Origin of the sequence: Collinsella sp. TF11-5AC, from assembly GCF_003436775.1 — a bacterium.
Classification (GTDB): Bacteria; Actinomycetota; Coriobacteriia; order Coriobacteriales; family Coriobacteriaceae; genus Collinsella.
Genome location: NZ_QSQO01000012.1, coordinates 36925 through 59490, shown reverse-complemented (window position 1 = coordinate 59490; position 22566 = coordinate 36925). Strand labels below are relative to the sequence as shown.

The 22566-nt window shown below is 59.4% G+C and carries 25 protein-coding genes and 1 pseudogene; 4 read left to right on the top strand and 22 right to left on the bottom strand.

Translation table 11 applies throughout. The features are described from left to right. Positions 1 to 35 precede the first annotated feature (35 nt). The 11 genes from DXD16_RS06740 to DXD16_RS06690 all read right to left on the bottom strand — a co-directional run bounded on the left by DXD16_RS06740 (position 36) and on the right by DXD16_RS06690 (position 8055). Positions 36 to 569, bottom strand: a complete 534-nt coding sequence (locus DXD16_RS06740) for a hypothetical protein (RefSeq protein WP_033500213.1) — start codon at positions 567 to 569, stop codon at positions 36 to 38. Positions 570 to 770: 201 nt separating this feature from the next. Then, the gene (locus DXD16_RS06735; RefSeq protein ID WP_117655562.1) at positions 771 to 1559 is read right to left on the bottom strand and encodes an ATP-binding protein; all 789 of its coding nucleotides are present in this window, start codon (positions 1557 to 1559) and stop codon (positions 771 to 773) included. Between the two features lie 14 nt (positions 1560 to 1573). Then, entirely contained in the window at positions 1574 to 2089 is a 516-nt protein-coding gene (locus DXD16_RS06730) for a hypothetical protein (protein ID WP_117655561.1), read from the bottom strand. A 5-nt stretch (positions 2090 to 2094) separates the two neighbouring features. Next, entirely contained in the window at positions 2095 to 2343 is a 249-nt protein-coding gene (locus DXD16_RS06725; RefSeq protein WP_042433145.1) for an AlpA family transcriptional regulator, read from the bottom strand. 78 nt (positions 2344 to 2421) lie between these two features. After that, positions 2422 to 2640 (bottom strand): helix-turn-helix domain-containing protein, encoded by a 219-nt coding sequence (locus tag DXD16_RS06715; RefSeq protein ID WP_075844147.1) that lies wholly within the window; start codon positions 2638 to 2640, stop codon positions 2422 to 2424. Positions 2641 to 3378: 738 nt separating this feature from the next. Beyond that, complete coding sequence (locus tag DXD16_RS06710) at positions 3379 to 3798, bottom strand: YjdF family protein (protein WP_042433139.1); 420 nt, start codon at positions 3796 to 3798, stop codon at positions 3379 to 3381. A 503-nt stretch (positions 3799 to 4301) separates the two neighbouring features. Continuing rightward, positions 4302 to 5264, bottom strand: a complete 963-nt coding sequence (locus DXD16_RS06705; RefSeq protein WP_075844146.1) for an Abi family protein — start codon at positions 5262 to 5264, stop codon at positions 4302 to 4304. 113 nt (positions 5265 to 5377) lie between these two features. Next, the gene (locus DXD16_RS10210) at positions 5378 to 5656 is read right to left on the bottom strand and encodes a hypothetical protein (protein ID WP_129583900.1); all 279 of its coding nucleotides are present in this window, start codon (positions 5654 to 5656) and stop codon (positions 5378 to 5380) included. 232 nt (positions 5657 to 5888) lie between these two features. Beyond that, positions 5889 to 6719, bottom strand: coding sequence for a class I SAM-dependent methyltransferase (locus tag DXD16_RS06700; protein ID WP_117655560.1), 831 nt, complete (start codon positions 6717 to 6719; stop codon positions 5889 to 5891). A gap of 114 nt (positions 6720 to 6833) precedes the next feature. Then, positions 6834 to 7439, bottom strand: a complete 606-nt coding sequence (locus tag DXD16_RS06695; RefSeq protein ID WP_117655559.1) for a class I SAM-dependent methyltransferase — start codon at positions 7437 to 7439, stop codon at positions 6834 to 6836. Beyond that, on the bottom strand, positions 7426 to 8055 hold the full coding sequence (locus tag DXD16_RS06690; RefSeq protein ID WP_117655558.1) for a class I SAM-dependent methyltransferase: 630 nt from the start codon (positions 8053 to 8055) through the stop codon (positions 7426 to 7428). Before DXD16_RS06690 ends, DXD16_RS06695 begins: the two co-directional genes overlap by 14 nt. Positions 8056 to 8617: 562 nt before the next feature. On the opposite strand from DXD16_RS06690, the gene DXD16_RS06685 reads away from it, so the two are divergent. Further along, positions 8618 to 9067, top strand: a complete 450-nt coding sequence (locus DXD16_RS06685; RefSeq protein WP_117655557.1) for a hypothetical protein — start codon at positions 8618 to 8620, stop codon at positions 9065 to 9067. 208 nt (positions 9068 to 9275) lie between these two features. Here the strand turns inward: DXD16_RS06685 and DXD16_RS06680 are convergent, their stop codons facing one another. The 5 genes and pseudogenes from DXD16_RS06680 to DXD16_RS06655 form a co-directional block, all read right to left on the bottom strand. Then, on the bottom strand, positions 9276 to 9695 hold the full coding sequence (locus tag DXD16_RS06680) for a YjdF family protein (RefSeq protein ID WP_117655556.1): 420 nt from the start codon (positions 9693 to 9695) through the stop codon (positions 9276 to 9278). Positions 9696 to 10088: 393 nt separating this feature from the next. Then, positions 10089 to 10325, bottom strand: a complete 237-nt coding sequence (locus DXD16_RS06670; protein WP_147326463.1) for a hypothetical protein — start codon at positions 10323 to 10325, stop codon at positions 10089 to 10091. A 245-nt stretch (positions 10326 to 10570) separates the two neighbouring features. Further along, positions 10571 to 11479, bottom strand: coding sequence for a radical SAM mobile pair protein B (locus DXD16_RS06665; RefSeq protein ID WP_055252675.1), 909 nt, complete (start codon positions 11477 to 11479; stop codon positions 10571 to 10573). After that, positions 11467 to 12143, bottom strand: a pseudogene (locus tag DXD16_RS10530) (radical SAM mobile pair protein A). The gene DXD16_RS06665 and the pseudogene DXD16_RS10530 overlap by 13 nt, the downstream one beginning before the upstream one ends. Next, on the bottom strand, positions 12140 to 12340 hold the full coding sequence (locus tag DXD16_RS06655) for a hypothetical protein (RefSeq protein WP_117655554.1): 201 nt from the start codon (positions 12338 to 12340) through the stop codon (positions 12140 to 12142). The pseudogene DXD16_RS10530 and the gene DXD16_RS06655 overlap by 4 nt, the downstream one beginning before the upstream one ends. A gap of 143 nt (positions 12341 to 12483) precedes the next feature. On the opposite strand from DXD16_RS06655, the gene DXD16_RS06650 reads away from it, so the two are divergent. Further along, positions 12484 to 12834: a TetR/AcrR family transcriptional regulator gene (locus DXD16_RS06650; protein WP_117655553.1), complete on the top strand. Its 351-nt coding sequence runs from the start codon at positions 12484 to 12486 to the stop codon at positions 12832 to 12834. A gap of 28 nt (positions 12835 to 12862) precedes the next feature. On the opposite strand, the gene DXD16_RS06645 is transcribed toward DXD16_RS06650, so the two are convergent. Genes DXD16_RS06645 through DXD16_RS06635 form a run of 3 tightly spaced genes read right to left on the bottom strand, consistent with a single transcriptional unit; the run spans position 12863 to position 15369 of the window. Then, complete coding sequence (locus tag DXD16_RS06645) at positions 12863 to 13714, bottom strand: NAD-dependent protein deacetylase, SIR2 family (protein ID WP_117655552.1); 852 nt, start codon at positions 13712 to 13714, stop codon at positions 12863 to 12865. Continuing rightward, a complete protein-coding gene (locus DXD16_RS06640; RefSeq protein WP_117655551.1) occupies positions 13702 to 14400 on the bottom strand; it encodes a hypothetical protein in 699 nt (232 codons plus the stop codon). Before DXD16_RS06640 ends, DXD16_RS06645 begins: the two co-directional genes overlap by 13 nt. 3 nt (positions 14401 to 14403) lie before the next feature. Further along, the gene (locus DXD16_RS06635) at positions 14404 to 15369 is read right to left on the bottom strand and encodes a hypothetical protein (RefSeq protein WP_199408145.1); all 966 of its coding nucleotides are present in this window, start codon (positions 15367 to 15369) and stop codon (positions 14404 to 14406) included. Positions 15370 to 15512: 143 nt separating this feature from the next. Between DXD16_RS06635 and DXD16_RS06630 the strand changes: the two genes are divergently transcribed. Together DXD16_RS06630 and DXD16_RS06625 are read left to right on the top strand one after the other, a co-directional pair. After that, complete coding sequence (locus DXD16_RS06630) at positions 15513 to 16067, top strand: TetR/AcrR family transcriptional regulator (RefSeq protein ID WP_117655550.1); 555 nt, start codon at positions 15513 to 15515, stop codon at positions 16065 to 16067. 204 nt (positions 16068 to 16271) lie between these two features. After that, entirely contained in the window at positions 16272 to 16802 is a 531-nt protein-coding gene (locus tag DXD16_RS06625) for a flavodoxin family protein (RefSeq protein ID WP_117655549.1), read from the top strand. Positions 16803 to 16910: 108 nt separating this feature from the next. On the opposite strand, the gene DXD16_RS06620 is transcribed toward DXD16_RS06625, so the two are convergent. From DXD16_RS06620 to DXD16_RS06610, 3 genes are all read right to left on the bottom strand, one after another. Beyond that, the gene (locus DXD16_RS06620; protein ID WP_117655548.1) at positions 16911 to 18005 is read right to left on the bottom strand and encodes an ATP-binding protein; all 1095 of its coding nucleotides are present in this window, start codon (positions 18003 to 18005) and stop codon (positions 16911 to 16913) included. 247 nt (positions 18006 to 18252) lie between these two features. After that, positions 18253 to 20493, bottom strand: coding sequence for a DNA gyrase subunit A (locus tag DXD16_RS06615; protein ID WP_117655547.1), 2241 nt, complete (start codon positions 20491 to 20493; stop codon positions 18253 to 18255). 45 nt (positions 20494 to 20538) lie between these two features. After that, a complete protein-coding gene (locus tag DXD16_RS06610) occupies positions 20539 to 22536 on the bottom strand; it encodes a type IIA DNA topoisomerase subunit B (protein WP_117655546.1) in 1998 nt (665 codons plus the stop codon). Positions 22537 to 22566: the final 30 nt, after the last annotated feature.

Below are 22566 nucleotides of genomic sequence, written 5' to 3'. Positions count from 1 at the left end.
AGATGAAAAGGGGCGCCTTCGCGCCCCGGTCGTCCCTATTCGGCCCCGACGGCCCTCTCGCGCGCCATTGGGGCGCGGGCTTCCTGCCCGGCGTGCGCGCGGCTCGCCTCGCGGGCGGACGCGGCGCGCTGCGCCAGCGGCTCGGGAGCCTTCTCGTGCAGATGGGCCCACTCGCCGCTGCGGCACTGCTCCGGCGTCGCCTCGCACATGTCGCGCATGGCGCGCTCGAACCGCTCGGGCTCCTGGGCGATGGCGCCGAAGCTCCAGCTCTCGAAGCCGGTCCACGCGTCGCCGTCGCGCTTGAGCGTCCACCACTCGTCGCCGCCGTTCACCTGCTGGATGAACGCGAGGTCGCGGTAGCAGAACCCCTGGCGTATGGCCCAGTTGCCCGAGCCGAGCGCCTCGCGGAGCCTGTCGACGCTGTCCGTGCGGGAGAACTCGTAGGGGTACTCCTCGAGGAACGGGTCGTCCTGCCAGTCGAAGCCGCCGACCTTGAGCCAGCCGTTCTCCTGGCACTTCTCCACGAGCCCGTCGTGCTCGCGGCCGGTTATCCTCTCGAAGCCGTCCATGGGCCCTCCGCCTTTCGTTTGTTGCTTGGCGGGCGGCGTCCTCGCGATGGGGGCACGGTGCGAGTCGGAGCAGGCGTGCGTGCTGGCGCGTCGGCGCCGCCCAAGACGTGTATAGCGATTTCGATTGCGACGGCGACCGGGGCCGCCCGCGATGGGTCGAGCTGGGTCGAGCCGTCCGCGCCTCCACGGGAAGCGCACAAGCTAGCCGAGCCGGCGCCTGTCCCTTCCGCCCAGGTAGACGGGCCTGCAGGTCTGGGAGATCCTGCTCGCGATCGCCTCTGCCGTTACGCGCTCGCCGCGCCTCGCGAGCCTGTCCGCCAGCGCGCCCGGCGCGTAGTTCGACGTGACGATGGTCGGGCGCATGTCCTCGTAGCGCGCGTCGAGCACGCTGAACACGGTGCCGACGGACCATTCCGTCGCGTCCTCCTTGCCGAGGTCGTCGAGCACGAGGACGTCGCACTTGGCGTACCGCGCGACGGCGGCCTCGGTGCCGCCCTCGTCGAACGTGGCCTTCACGCGCTCGAGCATGCCCTTGGCCGTCGTGAAGGCGACGTCGTAGCCGGCCTCGGCGAACAGCCTGGCCATGGCGGAGGCGGCGTGCGTCTTGCCGGCGCCGACGCCCCCGTGTATGTAGAGCCCGGCGCCCCCGTTGCCCGCGAACGAGGCGATGTACTCGGCGAACTCGGGGCGGTCGGCCTCGGCGGCCCGGTAGCGCCTGGGGATGCCCGCGCGCGAGAGCGCCTTCTCCCGGCGGGCGGCCTCCTCCTTGGCGGCGAGGGCCGCGCGCCTTCGCGCCTCGGCCTCCCGCTCGCGAGCCGCGCCCTCGCACGGGCAGGGGGCGGCGGAGATCCAGGCGACCCTGCCCGCCAGCGCCGCGCCGAGCGGATCGAGGGCGGCGCCGCAGTGCGTGCACGCCCTCGGCTCCGGCTCGTCGAAGGAGAGCCCGGCCGCCCGGGCCTGCTCCAGGGTGATGAGTCCCGCTCGGTCCATCGGGCGCCCCTTCCTTATCTTCTGAAGTCCTTGTTGTCCCTTTTGCTTATTGGGTGGCAAATCGTCAGGGGTTTCCCTGTCATCTCGTCAGGGGTTCGGGCTGAGAACCCTGACGGTTCGTCACCCTTGTTCGCGGCGAACCCTGTCATTTCGTCACCCTTTCGCGCCGGGAACCCTGACGAACCGTCAGGGGTTGCCAGCGCTCCGGGCGGCAGCCTCTCGCGCACGATGCGGTACCGCTTGGTGGCGTGCCCGCGTGCCGGGGCGTGCACGCCGCACTCCTCGATGAGGCCCCGGTCGAGCAGGTCGCGGATGGCGCGGTGGACGCTGCGCTCCTGCACGTTGAGGAAGCGGGCCAGGCCGCCCTTGCTCTCGAAGTAGCCGCACCCGGCGTCGCAGAAGCCGAAGATGCGCGCGTAGACGAGCAGGGGAAGGCCGGAGAGGCCCAGGTCCGCCATCATGAAGTGCCGTACCGTCGTGAACTCGCGCGGGGAGGGGCCGTCGCGCCCCTTCGGGCCTGTGGCCGCCATCGGCGCTAGCCCCTTCTGGGCGAGCCGACGACGCTGTTGCGCTCGACCCATGCGACGAGCTCGTCGTGCAGCACGATGCCGTCGCGAGTCTTGCCGCCGATGTAGCGGATCGGGAACGGGTCGTCGGGGTCCTTGGCGAGCCGGTACATGGCGTCGCGGCTGATGCGCAGCATCGCGCACGCCTCGTCGGCGCCGAATATCGCGTTGGTCGATGCGATGAGCCTCACCTGGCTCCTGCTAATGCTCTTGGTCATGGTCGTCCTCGAGCTCCTTTCGTCTCGAGGCTCCCTCGCGTGCCCGGCCGCGGGCGGCTCCTGGGGCGGTCGCCGCCGTCATTTCCTGCCGCTCCTCGACTCGATGTAGGCGTCCACTGACGCCCTCGACACCAGGAGCTTCCTTCCGAGCCTGTACGAGTCGATCTCTCCCGACCAGATGAGGTCGTATGCCTTGTTTCGGCTCGCCCTCATGTACTCTTGCATCTCGATTACCGTCATCCATTCGTCGCGATCTTGGCTTCCCTCGGGCGCGGCGCATTCGGCTGTGTGTGCCATGGTTCCTCCAATCTTCCCGTGCGGCACCGCGCGAGCACACCGCACGGCACCGTGTCCCTTTTCGTCTGCGCGACGATTGAACCGCCTGATGTCGATTGGTGAGCACGGCGGGAGCGGAGACGGGTCGAGATGGGTCGAGCTGGTCGTGCCTTCACGAAACGGCCATGAGCCGCGTGCCTTAGCCCGCAGCTATGTCCCTGAAAAGTAAAAGGCGCCCATGCGGGCGCCTGCCTAGTAGCTGGAGTTGTTCGGTTGTGGTCGGAATGCTCGTCTTCCGCGGTGCTGTCGTCCGGGGTCCGGCATCTGTCGTTCGCCTCTTCTGTCGTGTTTGATGTTGCGTGTTATGCGAGCGACCTTGCGCGGGCCTGCTGGCCCGTTGCCCCAGGTGCACCCGGATAAATGGTACCCATCCGTTGGAACATGGACATCGCGGGAGGGCTGTTTGGGCAAGCTAGGATGGATGAGCGGCGGGGTTCTAAATGCAATAATTCGAGCTAAAGGGCCTTGTACTCTCTTTTGTAAAACGCGAGGGTGCAATAAACTCGACGATCCCCCTGAACCTTTTCTGAACGAATCAGCTCTTAGGCGGTATGACGCGACACGCATCGGTAGTGCTCGGACTGGGTTAGTCATCGAGTGGGTATAGAACATACGTTCTGTATAACGTTATAGCACCAGGTGGCAGGCGTAGTTTCAATCGAAGCTACGCCTGCTGCTATATATGGGTTGATGGTGGTATCAATGACCGCGATGCTTCTGTTTGCGCTTCAGTTTTCGCTGCTCGAAGCGCGCCTCCGCCTCATCCGCGCGACGCTGGCTTCTTGCTTGAGCCGATTTCCGCTTCATCGTCTCCCGCTGATTCGCGAGCGCCTGCTGCGCCTTGGTGCTCATCGCCGGCTGCTTGAGGGCTTTCGCCGCCTCGCGGGCGCGTCGCTTGGGGTTCTTCGCGGGCTTGCTCGCCTCGGCCGGACCGTGGCAGAAGAACGAGAGCTTCGCCCATTTGCTGACAACGAATCGCAGGATCTCCTCATTGGACGGTTCTGCGCCGAAGACGATGCGGGCGGCGCCGTATCTGCCGTCCTCGACGTGCTCCGCCAGCCCGACCCAGAATTGGCCGTCGTGATATACGGTCAGGGTGGACGACACGCTGATCTGCATGGCTGGTTCCTCCTTTATGTAGATGACCATGCAGAGAAGGGACAACCAAGGAGGCAGGTTACTGATGCGGACTCCCGCACGCCCACGACTACCCGACGGGGACTGTGTTTTCATCTCTGGTGCCCGCATTGTAGCACGCGCGGATTCACGATGTTGATTGCCGGCGCCTAGACGGAGATGAAGGCGGTTCGATCTAGGTCAAGCCGGTCGCTCGTTCATGAAGCGGCCGATTCCCTGAAAATAAAAGGCGCCCACGAGGACACCTACAGGCTATCTTCGAACTACTTGGTTGGGGCAGACGGAGGAAAAAATAGGGCAGAATCGCTCTCACGATCCCGCCCCGCAAACCCGAGGGTTTCTAACTGGCTCCATTATTCCGGGCTTCTCAGTTCTGTCATTGACCCAGGTATCATCCGTCTCCTATAGCGAGTGAATATAAAAATAGGGCAGAGTCGCTTGCGCAAGTCCGCCCCTAAAACCGTGAAGGTTTTGCTATCTGCAGGCTATTCTACCAACCCGAGCGATTCTGTCAACCTGCGAAGGAACTCGAGCGCGGAGCGAGCTGCGGCGTCGGGCCCCTTGTCGGGCAGCGCCTCGGTTTCGCCGTCGGCCCTGGCGAACATCTCGGCGAGCTCGGATGCGGCGCGCGAGCGCGAGGAGCCCTCGGGTACCAAGCCGGAGTGCGCCACGAGCACGGTCGCGACCTCCTGCATGGCCGTATTCCCCATCCACTTCCTCCTGGTCGCCTTGGGAATCCCCACGGCGGCGACCCTTCGGGAGACGCCGCTGGACGCCGAGCCCCGGGCGGCGCCCCTCTCGGCGAAGCAGTTGATCAGGCACGAGCCGTGCGCGGCGCAGTTGCGGACGGACTTCACGCGCTTGAGGTCGTAGTGGGAGGCCTCGAGGCGCCTGTCGCCCCATCGCCTGGCGCAGAAGCGCACGAAGTCGATGAGGGTGCCGAACGAGGTGAGCTCAAGGAAGGCCCAGGCAGGCATGTCGCCGGAGTACTTCGCGTAGAGGCTCGAGCTGTAGGGGCTGCGGCCGCTCATCTTGAGCTCGCGCAGGCGGTACTCCCTGTTTGCAGTGGTAAGCGATGCCATGTAGTCGGCCACGATGGCGTAGCCGTCCTCTCCACGGTCCTCCATCTCGCGAAGCAGTGTCACCTTCTGGAAATGCTCGATGTCGAGCGTCATGCCGAGCAGGGCGTGGCGCAGCTCCTGGTCGAGCGCCGCGAGCAGGCGCAGCTGGCCGAAGTCGAGGTCTACGTAGCGGCCGTCGCGCGGGCCTCCCTCGTATTTCGAGAAGAGTTTGCGGTAGGATGCGAGCTTGAAGAAGTTGCACTTGTCGCGCAGGTAGTCCGCGGCCTCTTCCTCGGAACACAGTTCGAAGGCTACGCCCTTCTGCTTGAGGTGCTCTATCTGCTGCTCGATCGTGAGGATCGGCTTCCTATCGTGGGGTTCGGCCATGCTCGGTCTCCTGTCATTGATTTGAGAATCCTATTCTACCAGCATGTTTGCCCTGAATCCTGAAGGCCCGTTCGCCAACTCATAAGCAAGCCACCTGAGACTACTCACTTTGTTCACGAATGGCGAAGACCTGCGACCTGGGGTTTTGCAAATGGCGCGCAAGCCACCCGCGTTAATTCACTTGCGATTGCAGCTGGCGGCTTGCGGGCAAAAGGGCGGTTGAGTTTCAAAACGGGCGTTTTCGGCGCCATCGAGCCTCCAAAGGCGACCCGCCGCGCACTTTGGGACAAAAACAAAAACTCAAAGCCCTGAGTTTGAAAAAAGTTTTTGAGGTTGTCCCAGCTTTTGTCCCCGAAGCCGACGAAACGCGACATCGCGTCATTCGGCGGCACGCGTTCCGTGTCGATGCCGAAAACTGGGTATAACTGGAGTGACGGGACGGCAGAACCGACGCCATCGAGTGGGAATAGAACATACGTTCGATAAAATAATATAGTATTAGATAGCGGACACGGTTTCAATCGAATCCGTGTCCGCTGCTGTATGTGTGTCCTTGCACGCCCAATATGTGCCGTAAAAGCCGTCTTCTTCAACGTCAAAGTGAATGGGCTTCATTTTTGCCTTTTAAAATCCAATTTTCACGATTTGCATTTTCATCCCGTTGTCACCGACCCTTGCGAGAAACCGGAAAAAGCTGCTGACAGAAGGGTCTCTCAAATCGTTGTAACCCAGCATATAGCCGCGACTTGTGACCTGCAGACGGCTGTTCCACGTGCCGATTTCCTTGGCGGCATCCGAAACCGCAAAATATGCCCCCACATCCTTGATTTTTGCAGTCTTAAGCCATGTTTTTGCGATCATCTTTACTGCCGTCCGATTGGCAGCATCAAAGACCAGCACACCGCCGGGGAAAGCGTCCGCCATCCCCCGCACCAGCTCCCGGACCTGCTGGGTCAGAAAGTAATAGAACACTCCGGAGGCAAAGAACACCGCCCCGCCGGAGGCATCGATTTTGCCAAACCATGCGGCGTCTTTCAGGTCGCAGGGGATATTTTGTTCTCGATCCCCGGCGGGCAGCAGCTGCTGCCGCAAGGCAATCACATCCGGGAAGTCCAGATTGTAGATCTTGCATCTACCGTTGTCGCAGGTTCTGCCGGTGTTGTCCAGCCCGCAGCCCAGATTGACCACCGCCGCATTGGGGTGGTCTTTCAGGTAATCCTGCACCTCGAAAGCAAGATCACCCTGTCGCATGGCCACCTCCAGCGCACCAAAGCGCTGCATCAGGCTGCGGGAGTTTTTCTCTGCCTCTGAAAAGTCGTAGTCGATCTGGCCGAGCAGACGAACCGCTGTTTCATCCCTGTAAAGGGTCGGGTACAACTCCGTACACAGCTTCCGGGAATACAGCGGGAGGATCAGCGTCTCCTGCACGGTGTTTTTCTCAATTTTACATTTCATAGGTTTCTTCCTCAGTGAATAAAAACTGTCATAATTGCCGCCAGCACAGCCGCTATGACCGGCATGCCTAACTCATGTGCAGGATGGATGCAAAAATGCCCGTGCTTGATGCCCTTACTTCCGCGCCGTGACGCAGAGCCACTTTTTCTTTTTGCGTATCTGCACCTCGTGAAAACCCGCCTGCTCCAGATACGCCTTTAATTCAATGTCCTTGTAGATGGTCATGCCGCCGATGATCTGCGTCCACCTCTCGTCCTTGTCCGTATCGCCATTGCTCTCGTTGCAGATGAGAATTGTCCCGCCTGGCTTCAGCGTCCGCCAGACCTCACGGAAGCATCGGGGCAAATCAGGCCAAAAATAGACGGTCTCAAAGGCCGTGGCGGCATCGAAGTAGCTATCCTCAAACACCATATCCGCCACACTGCCTTGCAGAACGGCGCAACGCCCCTCCTGAATTGCAATTCGGTTGAGCTTTCTAGTCTTCTCCACGCTGACGGGCGAATAGTCGACGCCCTTGACGACGCCATGCGGGCATTTTTTCAGCAGCCGTTTTATGTTCGCCCCGCCGCCGCAGCCGCAATCCAGCACCTTGGCATTTGGCGCAAGTCGTAGAAATCGAAGTCCCCACCGCGCCACAGGGCTGTGCCCCAGGTTCATCATGGCAACCATAAGTTTTCCGCCGAGGCCCACGGGCTTGCGGGTGTTTTCAAAGAACGACATCTGGCCCCTCCGATTTCGTGCATTCCGCATAGGTCAACGGGAACGAGGCCTTCAGCACCGCGCTTCTCTGCACCGCCCAGCCGTTTTGACGCAGGAAACGTAGGTATTCCTCGCTTGTCCACCTGCTGTGGAGGGGGAATCCCGCCATACTCATGAAAAAGGCTTTTGCCTTGCCGGAAACCGAGTTCCCCGCGTGGGTGAAGGTTGGCGCGATGAGCACGCCGTCGTCCTTCAGCACCCGCCTGATTTCTTGCAGGGCCTTTTCCGGATGCGGCACTATGTGAAGCGCGTTGGACACGATCACCACTTCGAAGGACTTCCGTGCATAGGGCAGGCGGAACATATCTTGCACGGAAAAGTGCAGCTTTGCGGATTGATTGTCCCGCTTTGCTTCAAGGATCATCTTTGCAGAGGCGTCCGTAGCCTCGATGCGCGCCGCCGCATCCACGACGCTCTTTGCGATAAGCCCCGTGCCGGTGGCAACCTCCAGCACGGTCTTTGCTTTCACCACCGGCCGGATCACCCCATACATCTTCTCATACGCCGCCCGGTCGTTTCGCATGAAACGGTCATACCGACCGGCGTTCTTGTCCCAGAAACCCTCGCGTTCGTGCATGGCTGTCGCCCCCAAACAGTTAGAGCAGTCTAACTATAACACACGAATCATGCAGTAAGATGAGGCTAACCTTCTTTTCTTGGCTAAGACGCATCTCTTCGGTTTTCGCTTATAACGGCGCGAATCAGATACTAGGCTGGAGCTGAAGAAAGAGCTCGGCGGACAGGTAGGTCGATACCGGTTCCCGGAACGGTGGTCCAGCCAATTACACCAGGGCCCTAGTCATTGAGTGGGAATAGAAAAATCCTTAGTTATGGGGGTATAAATTTGATTTCCTTTAGGATACCCCCCATAACTATATGAATTGACCTGCTGACTCCAATGAAGATTGGAGGGTAACGGCCAGGGGTGACGGCCCAGCGAGTGTTATTTTGCGAGCTATGCGCGTTGAAAGCGACCTTTCGTGGCATAAACTACTTGCTGGAAGCCGCGGCTTTCAGAGTACGGCTTACGTGTACGTTTAACCTCCGTGGGCGACGGGGTGCCGCAAGGCGTAGAATATTGCCCACCTGTAGGGGCCTGCAGCGATGCGGGCCCCGCTTCGTATGAGGGGGCGCAACCGATGAAGATCGTATCCATCTCCCAGGACTTCTTCGACCTCGTCGAGGGCGACCGCGAGCTCATGCTTAAGCACAATCTCCCCTGCATCGTGGTGGTGAGGCTGCGTTTCCGCGGGAAGCGCAGGGACTTCGCCGTGCCGCTGCATTCCAACATCGCCCCCAACGTGCCCAAAGACCAGTACTTTGCGTTGCCACCCCGCCCCACGACGAGCCCCGGCTGTCGCCACGGCATCCACTACATCAAGATGTTCCCCATAACCAAGTCCTACCAGCGCCGCTTCAGGACCGAGGGCTCGGCCTACTACGAGACGCTCCAGCGCATCATCGACGGCAACACCAAGCGCATTGTCTCCGAGTGCCAGGCGTACCTCGACCGCTACGAGCGCGAGGGAAGGCCCCACTTCGCCGTCGACATCGACCGTATCGTGGGGCTGCTGGAGGGCGAGAAGTAGGGCACTTCGGCTCAGTCTCGAGCCATGTGGAGTCGCTCCGCATTTTTGAACGCCGCGTGTGCGTCCCAAATACTTGAGAAACAAGCTGTGAAGTGCAGTGGCTCGCCCGTGCCCGTGCATAGCCGTCACCATTAGCGTCTACGCGGCGTCGGCTTCAAGTGGAACTGGCCCCACTGCTGTATATGGTTTGCCTTGCTGCACATGGCGATCAATGCCCGCGATGCTTCTGCTTGCGCTTCAGCTTTCGCTGCTCGAAGCGCGCCTCCACCTCATCCGCGCGACGCTGGCTTCTTGCTTGAGCCGACTCCCGCTTCATCGCTTCCCGCTGTGCTGCGAGCGCCTGTTGTGCCTTGGTGCTCACCGCGGGCCGCTTAAGGGCTTTCGCTGCCTCGCGAGCGCGTCGCTTGGGATTCTTCGCGGGCTTGCTTGTTTCCGTGGCCTCGTCACCGAAGAACGCGAGCTTCGCCCATTTGCTTGTAACGAATTGCAGGATTTCCTCATCGGACGGTTCCGCGCCGAAGACGATGCGGGCGGCGCCGTATCTGCCGTCCTCGACATGCTCCGCCAGCCCGACCCAGAATTGGCCGTCATGATATACGGTCAGGGTGGATGACACGCTGATCTGCATGGTTGGTTCCTCCTTTATGTAGATGACCATGCAGAGAAGGGACAACCAAGGAGGCAGGTTACTGATGCGGACTCCCGCACGCCCACGACTACCCGACGGGGACTGTGTTTTCATCTCTGGTGGTTGGATTGTAGCATGAGCGAATGCGCATTGACCTCGCTGCCGGCATGCTGTGACTGGTCGAGGGTTTTACCAGGAATGGGGAAAGCCGGCACAGGAGCTGCGCCCGGGCGATGTGGTCAACATCGCCCCGGGGGTGAAGCATTGACACGGAGCCGCGCCCGACGGCTGGTTCTCCCATCTCGCGCTGGAGGTTCCGGGCGAGGAGACCTCCAACGAGTGGTTGGAGCCTGTGAACGACGAGGATTATCTCAAAGCGACTAACAAAGAGGCTTAAGCACCGTCGCCCACCCGCGCCGCCGAGAGCAGTGCGCCCAAATCGGCCTGGATTGCCTCCGCCTTGCTTCCGAGCTGCAAGGGGGCTGAGTCGCCCGAGATGTTTACGCTCAACAGATGCGCATCCGGCAGCTTTGCGGCCATGCTCCAGAACGGGAGCGTGATGATGCCGGGGGTCATCTCGCCCACGCCAAGCTCCAGCAGCAGCACGCGGCCAGCTCCGCGCTCGTGCACGAAGCGCTCGTATCGTCCGAGGCTCTCGCGCCATGTCGCACCCTGCAGAAACGTGTCGTCGCGCACCCACGGTACAAGATACTGGTTTTCCGTGCGAAAACGCTCATGCCGCTAAATTGAGCGACCGCCTGTACTGCAGCGGGATCATCCGCCCGAGCGATCCCTTAATCTGTCGCCCGTTGCGCCAATCGGCAGAAGCCACGCGTGGACGCTAATCGCTCGAGCGAATCGTCGTCGGTTTCCGTTTAACGATTTCTTTTTCCGCTATTATCTGACCCTCGGACTTCCTCGTGATAGAAGTAGTCCACGATCACCGGATGCCCCTGGGGGACTCTGCCATAAGGCATTTCGTTGTCCACAAAGGGGCAATCGTACTTCTTGGCCATTTCCTCGGCTTTTACTTCAAGCGCTTCAAAATAGCTACGGTTGCGCTTGTTATAGATCTCATCGTAAAGCGGTACGAGATTGGGATGTTTCTCGGCGATATAATCCAGGATCGCTTTTTTGAAACCACCCCGAAGATTGAGATTTTCGAGCCAAAACAAATCGCACCGATCCTTTACTCGCTCAAAAATCATCTCAAAATCCGTGATGCCGGGAAATACCGGGGACACGAAGCAGACCGTACGGATACCTTCGTCATACACCTGCTTCATAGCAGCGATACGACGCTCGATGCTCGACGCGGAGTCCATATCGTTCTTGAAGTTCTCATCCAGCGTGTTGATCGACCATGAAACGGTCACTCGTCCAAGCCTCTTCAGCAGATCGATATCCCGTACCACAAGATCGGACTTTGTGCAGATCAGAATATCTGCATCGCTGCCAATCAGCTGCTCCAGGAGTTTCCTGGTATTCCCGAATCGCTCCTCCTGTGGATTGTAGCCATCCGTCACAGAACCGATAACCACCCGCTGTCCAGCGTATTTCTTCGGATTCTTGATTTCCGGCCAATGCTTCACATCAAGAAAGGTGCCCCATTCCTCCTTGTGTCCGGTAAAGCGCTTCATAAAGGAGGCATAGCAATACTTGCAGGCATGCGTGCAGCCTACATAGGGATTGACCGAGTAGCCGCCTACCGGCAGGCTGGACTTGGTCATGATGTTCTTTGCTTCCACCTCATTGATGAGGATTCCATCGATCACTTCCGCCATGTTCTCTGCACCTCCAGCACTCTTTCGAATTCTTCCGGCAATTCCTGAATCATGTTTTCGTCCCCTATGACAGAGACGAGGTCTTCCTTCATAAACATTGGAATGCCAAGCGCGTGCGCCTGGTCCGTCAAAGACCATGCCCACTCCGGTTCCGTATGAACCTTCCTGCTCTGCGCCCCGGTCATGGTACCGACGACGATCCAGTTGATTCCGGAAAGGTCGACCGTACCGGGATCGTCGAATAGCGGCTGAAGTGATTTGCTTTGACGTTTTTCCGAAGGGCGTCGATACGCCACAGCTCCGCTTTCCTCGTCACCGTAACGCCGAACCATGCGTTTTCCAGGTCGGTATCTAAATCCAGCAAATCGGGTCTCTTGGTCAGGAACAGGAACTGATGCTGTGGATTCTCATGGATCTTTGCAAATACCTCGTCTTGCCATTCCAGCTTCCACCCGGAGAGATCGCTCATGCCGGTAAGGAGAAAGTTCTGCGGGCGTTTCTTTTCCATCATCTTGAGCTTGCTCGGGAAGAACGCAGGATCAGCGAAGTCGTCAATCATATGCCAACGTTTCACATTGTTACGGGCATAGCAATATGGACACCCCACCGTGCAGCCGATGACGATATTCATATTCTGAATCTGATTTTTGATGCAGATGCTCATAACGCCTGCCTACCTGCCTCTCCCGTAAACACGCAATCAGCCTTCCCCACCTTGCGGGCAAAAGCCTGGATATCTTGCTTGCAAGCAGCAGGCTCGCAATCGCTCAAATCGTATGACGTGCCGCCGTTTCGATAGACGGCCCGATGGGAAAACGATCGGCTGACAAGCCCGATGCCGAGCTTCTCGCACAGGGTCATCCGTGCTCCCTTTCAGCTATAAAAAACAGGTGTCTATAAACAGTATCCTTGTTGATTTTCGCAGGGGCAATGAACAAACGCGTGCACCTGTCGATAAACGAACAGCTACTGGACATTGTCAAACGACTCAGATTGGAGAGGCGATGGGAGAAACCAAGATCGACCGCCGGCGGCGCTACACCCTCTCGGTCATACAGGAGGCGTTCTTCGCGCTGCTGGCCGAGGTCGGCTTCGCGAAGATGACGGTAGCGGATATCTGCCGCCGCGCCGATATCAACCGTGGCACGTTCTATCTGCACTACGAGGATAAGTACGCGCTGCTCGATGCGCTTATCGACGAGGCCCCGAGTTCGCCCATGCCCAGGAGCTGCTCAACGCCTATTCCGAAGGGGGCTTACTGGCGGTATCCGCTCTTCACGATTCCGATAACCCATCGTGACCTGCGATTCAGGAATACCAGCCTCCGAGCCCTCTCGTTCGGAGGCTGCGGCTAAAACCTCATTGCGCGTCTACCGCTCCGCGTTACTCGCCACCTGCCCGCGCCACCGAGAGCAGGGCGCCCAAATCGGCCTGGATCGCCTCCGCCTTGCTTCCAAGTTGCAACGGAGCGGAGCCGCTCGAGATGTTCACGCTCAGCAGGTGCGCATCCGGCAGCTTCGCGGCCATGCTCCAGAACGGGAGCGTGATGATGCCGGGGGTCATCTCGCCCACGCCGAGCTCCAGCAACAGCATGCTGCTGCTACTACCGCGCTCGCGCACGAAGCGCTCGTATCGTCCGAGGCTCTCGCGCCATGCCGCACCCTGCAGAAACGTGTCGTCGCGCACCCACGGCACAAGCTGCCAGCCGCAGTTCGGGCATCGGGGGACATCCTCGCTGCGGATCTCGAACCCCGCCATGCCCGCGAGCATGCGCTCGACGTAGGGGCTCGCATCGAAGAGCTCGTCGCAGCATGGCTGCTTGCATTGAAGGTGCGCGAAGCTTCCCTGATAGTTGCAGATCCTCTCGGCGGGAAACGTCTTCTCGACTTGGGTGTCTACATTGGTGCTCAGGATGAAGTAGTCCTTATGGCCGATGAGGGACCGTAGGTCGAGATAGGGCTGCGAGGCCAGCTCGCGCAGCATGAAGTCGATGTATCGCGCATAGTATGCCCATTGCTGCTCGAGGCTGGGGTAGAGGTGGTAGAAGCCGTCGAAAAGGCTCTTGAAGCCAAAGGCTTGCTGCCAGTCCGCCATTCCTGCGCGCGCCATGCCCGCGCGGTTGTAATGGTTGAACCCGGCGGCGCTCGACATGCCCGAGCCGATGCCGACGATGATGGCGTCGGCATCGTCGATAAGGCTTCGAAGCCTACGCGCTTCTCTTTCTAGGGGTGGCATCGGGCGATCTCCTCGAAAGCCGGGGCCATATCGCCGTCAACGAGAATCGTCTCGCACGAAGCGTCGGGCGCCATGGCCTGGCCGTAGTTGAACACGATGTAGGTGGCGTGCTCGCAGGCGTTCGCGATCTGGGCGAGCATGCGCTTTATGACGCCGTTGTGCAGTCCCACGCCAAGTTCGAGGATGGTGACCCTGCCGTTGCGATGGGCTTGCACAAGACGCGCGAGCTCGTCGAGCTGGGTCATGGCGAGGGCGTCTGGATGGGCGAGGCACCGCTCGTCAACCGACGTGCGCGTGCTCCCCTCAGTCTCGAGCACGCGCTCCTCGTCGAACCCGGCGCGCGCGAAGTGCCCGTCGATGTTGCATGTGACCACGAAGGTGTCGGCGTGCTCCGTAAGACGCCGCAGCCCGTTCATGAGCGAGCCGGGCTCATATTCGAGATACTCCTTTTGATGGAACCGCTCGGCCCATCGGCGTCGCACGCTGGCATCCGGGGAAGCGAGCCCCTGCAGTATGCAGCCGATGCCGTCTGCCTGGGCGAGGTCCCCGTACGCCTCTTGGAAATGAGCATCGGCGCAGAAAAGGTTGAGCCCCTCCGCCATGTCGAGTCCGTTGCTAGCGCCGATGATGACAAGATCCGCTTCGGCTAGCGCCCTGCCTATGCGAACTGCTTTCGCCGTCTCCATGCGCTACCTCCCCAGCGTCTTGCGCACGTCGGCAAGCACGTCGGCGATGTCGGCGCGAACGGCGAGCCCCCGATCCTCGATCGCGCGGGGGAGAAACTGCGTCTTGTTGTTTACGGCGATGTAGCTGGCCTGCGGTAACTGCGCCGTTAGGGCCCAGAACGGCTCCTGGATAAACGCGGGCGTCATGCGGCCCACACCCAGCTCGAGGAAGAGGATCCTCTGCCGTGCGTGCGCGTCGAGCCATTCGGACACCTTGCGGTACTGCTCCTCGTAGAGTTCACCCTGCAGGAAGTTGCCGTAGCCGCGAACCCAGGGGAACGCCTCTGCCCCGCAGTGCGGGCAGCGCGGCACGAGCTCTGTCGGAACCTCAAGGCCGTCTCCCATGGCCTCTACCATGTTGGAGACCGGCTCGACCGCATCCCACACCGCGTCGGTGCAACAGCGGGAGCACTGAAAGAAGCGGTGGTCGCCTTGGATCTCTGCCACTTTCTCCCAGGGATAGAGCTTCACAAACTGCGTGTCCTGGTTGGTGGTGAGCACGAAGAAATCCTTCTCGGCGAGAATGGCGTCGAGGTCCTTGTAGGGCTTGCGCAGCGGGGCGTTGAGCGTGGTGTCGAGGAAGGTGGCGAGGTATCCCCAGCGCGCCTCGGCGGTGGGCCAGCGGTAGAACGACCCCTCGAAAGCGCCCTTGAAACCGTAACGCTCGGCGAATTTGCCGAAATGCTTGCGATAGGTCGCGTTGTCCTCGTAGTAGAAGTCGCCGCCGCCCGCCGCGGAGAGCCCGGAGGCCCCGCCCACCAGCACGCAATCGGCTTCTTCGATCATACGGGCGAAGTCCTCGATTTGCTGGTCGTAGGGCTCGGGCTCGCGGTCACTCAGCTCATAGGGCGTGCTGCCGCTGCGGTAGGCGGCATGAAGGGAAAACGATCGGTTGGTGAGCTCGATAACGAGCTGCTCGTACAGGGTCACTGGATACCTTCTTTCAGCTATTATAAACAGGTGTCTATAAAAAGTATCCATGTCGATTTGCTTAAGAGCAATGAACAGCTTCGGCCTGCTGTCGATAAACGAGCGTTTGCCGGGCATTGTCGAGCGTTGCAATTGGAGGGGTAATGGAAGCGGGGAAGATCGATCGTCGCCGACGCTATACACTCTCGGTCATACGGGAGGCGTTCTTCGCGCTGCTGGCCGGGGTCGGCTTCGCGAAGATGACGGTAGCGGATATCTGCCGCCGCGCCGATATCAACCGTGGCACGTTCTATCTGCACTACGAGGACAAGTTCGCCCTGCTCGACGCGCTTATCGACGAGGCCTTGGCGGCGGTGCCGCCGCTCGAGGGAACGGAGGCGGGTGCCCTCTGCCAGCGTCCGCCGGCAAACGATGACTATTATCTGCTCTACTCGGATGACGACGCGTACGCCCGGGTGGCACAGCGCGTCGTCGAGCGCGGCGCCGAGCAGATGGTTCCCTCGATCATGGAGGAGACTGGGCTTTCGCGCGAGGACGCCTATCTGCTCTTCGTCCACAACGTCCAGGGAAATCTCGCGGTCAACCGCCTACTTGGTTGGAGGCGGGGACCCGAGTTCGCTCACGCCCAGGAGCTGCTCAGTGCCTATTCCGAAGGAGGCATGCGGGCGGTATCGACTCGCCACGATCCCCGTAGTTGATCTTGACAGCGTGCCATTTCAGGCAGGCGACGTTGCTATGGCCCCTCTTTGGTTTTCGATGTTGTATAAGGCAATCGCAATCGCCTTGAGCTTCTTTAGGGAACTTGAGCAAGAGATATGGCCTGCTGGCGATTGATTAACCCCATTTGTTTTGGTTACAAGAAAAAATGCTGCGCGCCTGCAGCATGAAGGAGAGGGAATCCTATGAATATCGTTGTATTGAGCGGCAGCCCGCGTAAGGGCGCCAATACCGATACCATGGTCGAGGCGTTTGCCGAGACCGCGCGTGAGGGCGGCCATACGGTCGAGGTCATCCGCGTTGCCAGCAAGAAGATCGCCGGCTGCTTGGGATGCCAGTACTGCTTCGCCCATGAGGGCGTCTGCGTGCAGAAGGATGACATGGCCAACGTGATTGAGTCGCTGAAAGACACCGACATGGTTGTCTTCGCTTCGCCTATCTACTGGTTTGATATCACTGCGCAGGAAAAGACCGCCATCGACCGCCTGTACGCCTTCGGTGCCATGGGTTTCCCGTTCACCAAGACGGCCCTTTTGCTCGATAGCCACAGCGAGGGTGTCTATGATGCGGCGATCGCTATGTACAAGTCAACCTGCGCGTACTGCAAGTGGGAGGACCAGGGCATTGTCACCATTAGCGGCATGACCGAGCGCGACAGCATGGCCTCCTCGCCCAAGTTGGAAGAGGTGCGCGAGCTCGCCCGCAAGCTCGCCTAAGGACAAGAGGAGCGCATGGCAATCAGCACAAGCGGAAATGCTTGCTGCCCTTACCAAGAGGATTGCTGATTGCCATGCAACGATGCTCCCGCGGACAATTCCGGTGTGCTAAAACGCCTTCTCGTTCAAGAATTCCCTGAACGCGGGGATGTCGAAGCCGACGAGGCCACGTCCACGTTCCCCGATAACGCCGTCCTCGAGGAGGCGGCGTTTGTATTGGCTTGCGTAGTTGCTGGCGACGCCCATGCGTTTGGCTATCTCCGAGACCCTGCTGGGGCCAGAATCGGGCAGCATCGCGAGCAAAAACTCAATGTCTTTATCGGAAAGCTCCTGATAGGTCGTTTCGAGAATACGATCGCGCAGCTCCATACGGGCAAGCAGAGAACCCTGCTGGACATCGGATGTACTGATTTGGGGCGAGTTTTCCGAAACATCCCAAGTGCGATATCCGACGAGCTGCATCATGTAGGGAAATCCGTCGACGGCCTTCACGGCATCCTCGAGCGCTTCTGGCGTGATTGAGCGTCCTCCTGCTTCAATGGTTTTACGAAATGCATTTGCAATCTCAACATCAGTGATTCGTCCCAGCTGATGATACTGGGAGCGTCTGAGGAACGAGACGGAATCGTTACGTAGCAACGCCGATACTTTGTAGGGCAGTCCTGCCATGAGTAGGGCAACTTTTTTACCTTCGCGTACAAAGTGCTGGTAAACAGAGGCAAATTGAAGCATTTCTTCGAGATCGACGGTGACTTCATCGATGGTGATGAGAAGTCCGATGTCATGTTTTTCGAGTTGCTTAAAGATGCCATTCATGCGCGTGCGCCAGTTGCCCTGAGCCTCTTGAGCGTATGTCCAATCGATGGCCACTGGGCCAATTTGAACACCGTTTATGCGCGCGTGAGGCTGTGAGAGGTAGCTATCTGCGGCTTCTTTGGTTCGCTCGATAATATCTTCGAGCATGCCTGGCATGGCGGAGACATTTGCTGCGATCCAGTCGTGTTCAAGCGCCGTTTCTGAAAGGAGCGAGAGAAGTGCCGTCTTGCCCGTTCCCCTTGCGCCAGTAAAAATGGTCGACAGGTTGGGATCTCCTGGGCCGTTGATAAAGCCACGGTTGATGTCGCGCAGGATATGCTCGCGACCCGCTAGAAAGGGAGGGACGCTTCCAAATGTTGGGGTAAAGGGGTTCTTGCTGTACTCCATGGTAGCTCCTTTGAAGGTTTTGCTAATTTTTGCAAGTTTTGCTAACTTTTGCAAGTTTTGCTAACGACTGACCAAAGGGCATCGAAGTAGTGACGCTGACATTTTTTACGCAGAAAAATAAGCAGAAATCAATTTATCTGCGTTAAAAAATAGTTGAGAAGAAAAACGACGAGTCCCGGGCGCAATGCCGTTGCGTTCCGGGCCTCGTCGCTTTGCGAAGTATCTAACGATCTCGTTGCCGTGGTACCTAGTCAAACAAACTCGGCATGTCGTTTTCTTTCATGAGGGCACCGGCAGAGGGAAGGCTCTGCGCGGTGAACTTCTCGGCTGAGACGCCGGCGCCAAGAATCTCCTCGGTCGTGCCGACGGTGGTGACCGAGCGGCCCTTCTTGGTCGTAAAGGCCTGGACGCCCTGCGTGTTGGTGGTCGTCTTGGTCTTGAGCAGCGACGTGTTGAAGTTCATCAAACGATAGTCGCTCGAGACCAACGCGATGTCGCGATCTTCCTTGAGCACCTGGGCATACAGCAGCTTGCTGCCACCGTAGATGGCGTTCTTGAGGCGCTTGCGGTTGGTCTTGGTAACGTATCCGGCAAGCGCGACACGCACCACGCGGCCGTTCTCAAAGACAAACAGAGCGTCGGCCTTGTAGTCCTCGGGGTCGATGACCCAGATGACACTCTCGTCGGGCTCCATCTCAAGATCGGTCGGCAAGTACGAGCCCAGCTGGGCCGACTTGGTGTCCTCAAACGCCGCGACCTTGCACTTGTACACCTGGCTCTTGTTGGTAAAGACCAGCAGCTCGTGGGTGTTGGAGGACGGGAACTCGATAAAGGGTTTGTCGCCGTCCTTGTACTTGAGCGTAGCGGCCTTCTTGAGCACGCGGTCCGTCATCTTCTTAAGGTAGCCATCGCGCGAGAGCATGATGGTCACCGGGTACTCCTCGACCTCGGGCTCCAGGCTCACCTCGACGACCTCGTGGGGTTCGATCCTGCCCGTGCGGCGCGGCATCACATACTTCTTGTTGACCGCGGCCAGCTCGTCGCTGATGACCTTCTTGATATTGTTCTCGCTCGAAAGGATCTCCTCGAGTTCGGCGATCTCACCCTCGAGCTTGGCAATGTCCTTGGTGCGGTTGAGGATGTACTCCTCGTTGATGTTGCGGAGCTTGAGCTCGGCGACAAACTCGGCCTGGGTTTCGTCGATGTCGAAGCCGCGCATGAGGTTGGGCACGACCTCGGCCTCGAGCTTGGTGCCGCGGATGATGGCGATGGCCTTGTCGATATCGAGCAGAATCGCCTCAAGGCCGTGCAGCAGATGCAGGCGCTCGGACTTTTTGCCCAGGTCAAAGTTAATGCGGCGACGCGTGGACTCAATACGCCACTTGACCCACTCGTGCAAGATCTGGCGCACGCCCATAACGCGAGGGTAACCATCGACCAGCACGTTGAAGTTGCACGAGAACGAATCCTGCAGCGTGGTTGAGCGATAGAGTTTGGCCATGAGCTTATCGGGGTCGACACCGCGCTTAAGGTCGATGGCGATGCGCAGACCCGAAAGGTCGGTCTCGTCGCGGATGTCGGCGATCTCTTTGACCTTGCCTTCTTTGGAGAGCTTGACGATGCGCTCGATGATGACATCGGTCTTGGTGGTGTAGGGGATCTCGTAGACCTCGATGATGCGCTCTTCGGGAATCCAGCGCCAGCGGGAGCGGATCTGGAAGCTGCCAAGGCCGGTCTCGACGATCTTCTCCATCTCCTCGCGGCGGTAGATAATCTCGCCGCCGGTCGAGAAGTCGGGCATGGGCATGTACTCGAGCAGGTCGCAGTCGGGATCCTTGAGGTAGTGCATCGTGGCGGTGCAGACCTCGTTGAGGTTGAAACCGCAGATGTCAGAAGCCATGGCGACGCCGATGCCCTTGTTGGCCGAGACGAGGATGTTGGGGAACGTGGTGGGCAGCAGACGCGGTTCCTTCATGGCGCCGTCGTAGCTGTCGACGAAGTCGACCGGGTCCTTGTCGATGTCCTTGAAGATCTCGGCACTGATGGGGGAGAGCTTGGCCTCGGTATAACGCGAGGCGGCGTAGCTCAGGTCGCCCGAATAGTACTTGCCAAAGTTGCCCTTCGACTCCACGAAGGGGGCAAGCAGCGCCTCGTTGCCCGTCGCCAGGCGCACCATCGTCTCGTAGATCGCGGCATCGCCGTGCGGGTTGAGCTTCATGGTCTGGCCCACGATGTTGGCGCTCTTCTGGCGCTCGCCCTTGAGCAGACCCATCTTGTACATGGTGTAGAGCAGCTTGCGATGCGAGGGCTTAAAGCCGTCGATCTCGGGGAATGCACGCGAGACGTTGACGCTCATGGCGTAGGGCATGTAGTTGACCTCGAGCGTCTGCGTGATCGGCTGATCGGTGACCTCGGAGTGCAGGCCGATGACGTTCTCGGCGTTGACCTGCTTCTTCTTTGGCTGTGTTTTCGTCTTCTTCTTTGCCACGATTTCCTCTTGAACTTCTTGTGGGCCGTCGTTATCGATTTGCTGCTACTGCAGGTCCAGCTGGTCCAGGTACTCCTTGCCGTGCTCGGAGATGTGACGCTTGCGGCCCACCTCGTCGTTGCCCAGCAACAGGTTAAACATGGTTTCCATCTTGGTGACGTCCTCGGGCTCCACCTTGATCAGACGGCGCGTCTCGGGGTTCATGGTGGTGAGCCACATCATGTCCGGATCGTTCTCACCAAGACCCTTGGAGCGGTTGATGGAGCACTTCTGGTCGCCGATCTCCTTGAGGATGCCGTTCTTCTCGAGCTCGGTGTAGGCAAAGTAGGTCTTCTCTTTGCAGTTGATCTCGTAGAGCGGCGACTCGGCGATATACACGTAGCCCTCGTCGATAAGTGTGGGCACCAGGCGGTAGAGCATGGTGAGCACGAGCGTGCGGATGTGGTAGCCGTCGACGTCGGCGTCCGTACAGATGATGACCTTGTTCCAGTTGAGGTTGTCCAGGTCAAAGGCACCAAGGTTCTTGATGCGCTTGTCTTTGATCTCCACGCCGCAGCCCAGCACGCGCATGAGGTCCATGATGATGTCGGACTTAAAGATGCGCGGGTAGTCCTCTTTCAGGCAGTTGAGGATCTTGCCTCGGACGGGCATAACGCCCTGGAACTCGGCATCGCGCGAGGTGCGAATGGCGCCTGCTGCCGAGTCGCCCTCTACGATGTAGATCTCGCGACGGTCCTTGTCCTTGGAGCGACAATCGATGAACTTTTGCACGCGGTTGGCCATGTCGGTCTTCTGCTGCAGGTTGGTCTTGATGCTCTGGCGCGTCTTTTCGGCATTCTCGCGCGAGCGCTTGTTGATGAGCACCTGCTCCATGATCTTATTGGCGGCGTCCTTGTTCTCGATCAAGTAGGTCGAGAGGCGCTCCTTAAAGAAGGCAGTCATGGCCTGCTGGATAAAGCGGTTGTTGATGGCCTTCTTGGTCTGGTTTTCGTAGGACGTCTGGGTGGAGAAGCAGTTGGTCACCAGAACCAGGCAGTCCTGGACGTCCTGCCATTTGATGCCACTCTCGTTTTTGTTGTACTTGCCCTGTTGCTTGATGTAGGCATCGATGGCGCTGGTCAGAGCGCTACGAGCCGCTTTCTCCGGCGAGCCACCGTTCTCGAGCCAGGAGGAGTTGTGGTAGTATTCCTGCATCATGAAGGTGCGCGAGAAGCACATGCATGCGGTAATCTTGACGTTGTAGTCGGGCAGGTCCTCGCGGTCGCGACCGCGACGGTCAGCCTCGATAAAGAAGGGCTCGGTGAGGTAGTCGGCACCGACCTTCTCGAGCACGTAGTCCTCGATGCCCTTGGGGTAGCAAAAGTCCTCTTCGGAGAATTCGCCGTCGTCGCCTTCGATGCGCAGGCGGAAGGTCACGCTGGCGTTGACCACGGCCTGGCGGCGCATAGTCTCGCGATACCAGTCGTGGGGAATGCTGATCGAGGTAAAGACCTCAAGATCGGGGCGCCACTTGATGGTGGTGCCGGTACGGTCCTCATCGCTGGGCTCAATCTCGAGAGCCTTCTTTTTTGCGCCGACGACCTTGCCCTTCTTAAAGTGCAGGGAGTACTTGTTACCGTCACGCCAAACCGTGACGTCCATGTACTCGGAAGCGTACTGGGTCGCGCAGGAGCCCAGGCCGTTGGTGCCGAGCGAGAAGTCATAGTCGCCGCCCTGGTTGTTGTTGTACTTGCCGCCGGCGTAGAGCTCGCAGAAGACGAGTTCCCAGTTAAAGCGCTTCTCGGAGGGGTTCCAGTCGAGCGGGCAGCCGCGGCCGTTGTCCTCTACCTGAATGGAACCATCGCGAAAGGCGGTAAGGGTGATGAGCTTGCCGTAGCCCTGGCGTGCCTCGTCAACGGCGTTGGACAGGATCTCGAAGGCAGCATGCGCGCAGCCATCGAGTCCGTCCGAGCCAAAGATGACGGCGGGGCGCAGGCGTACGCGCTCCTCGTCCTTGAGCTGGCGGATACTGTCGTTACCATAGTTTGCGGTGTTTTTTGCCATACTCGCTCTCTCGGTGCTCCTTTGCTGCGT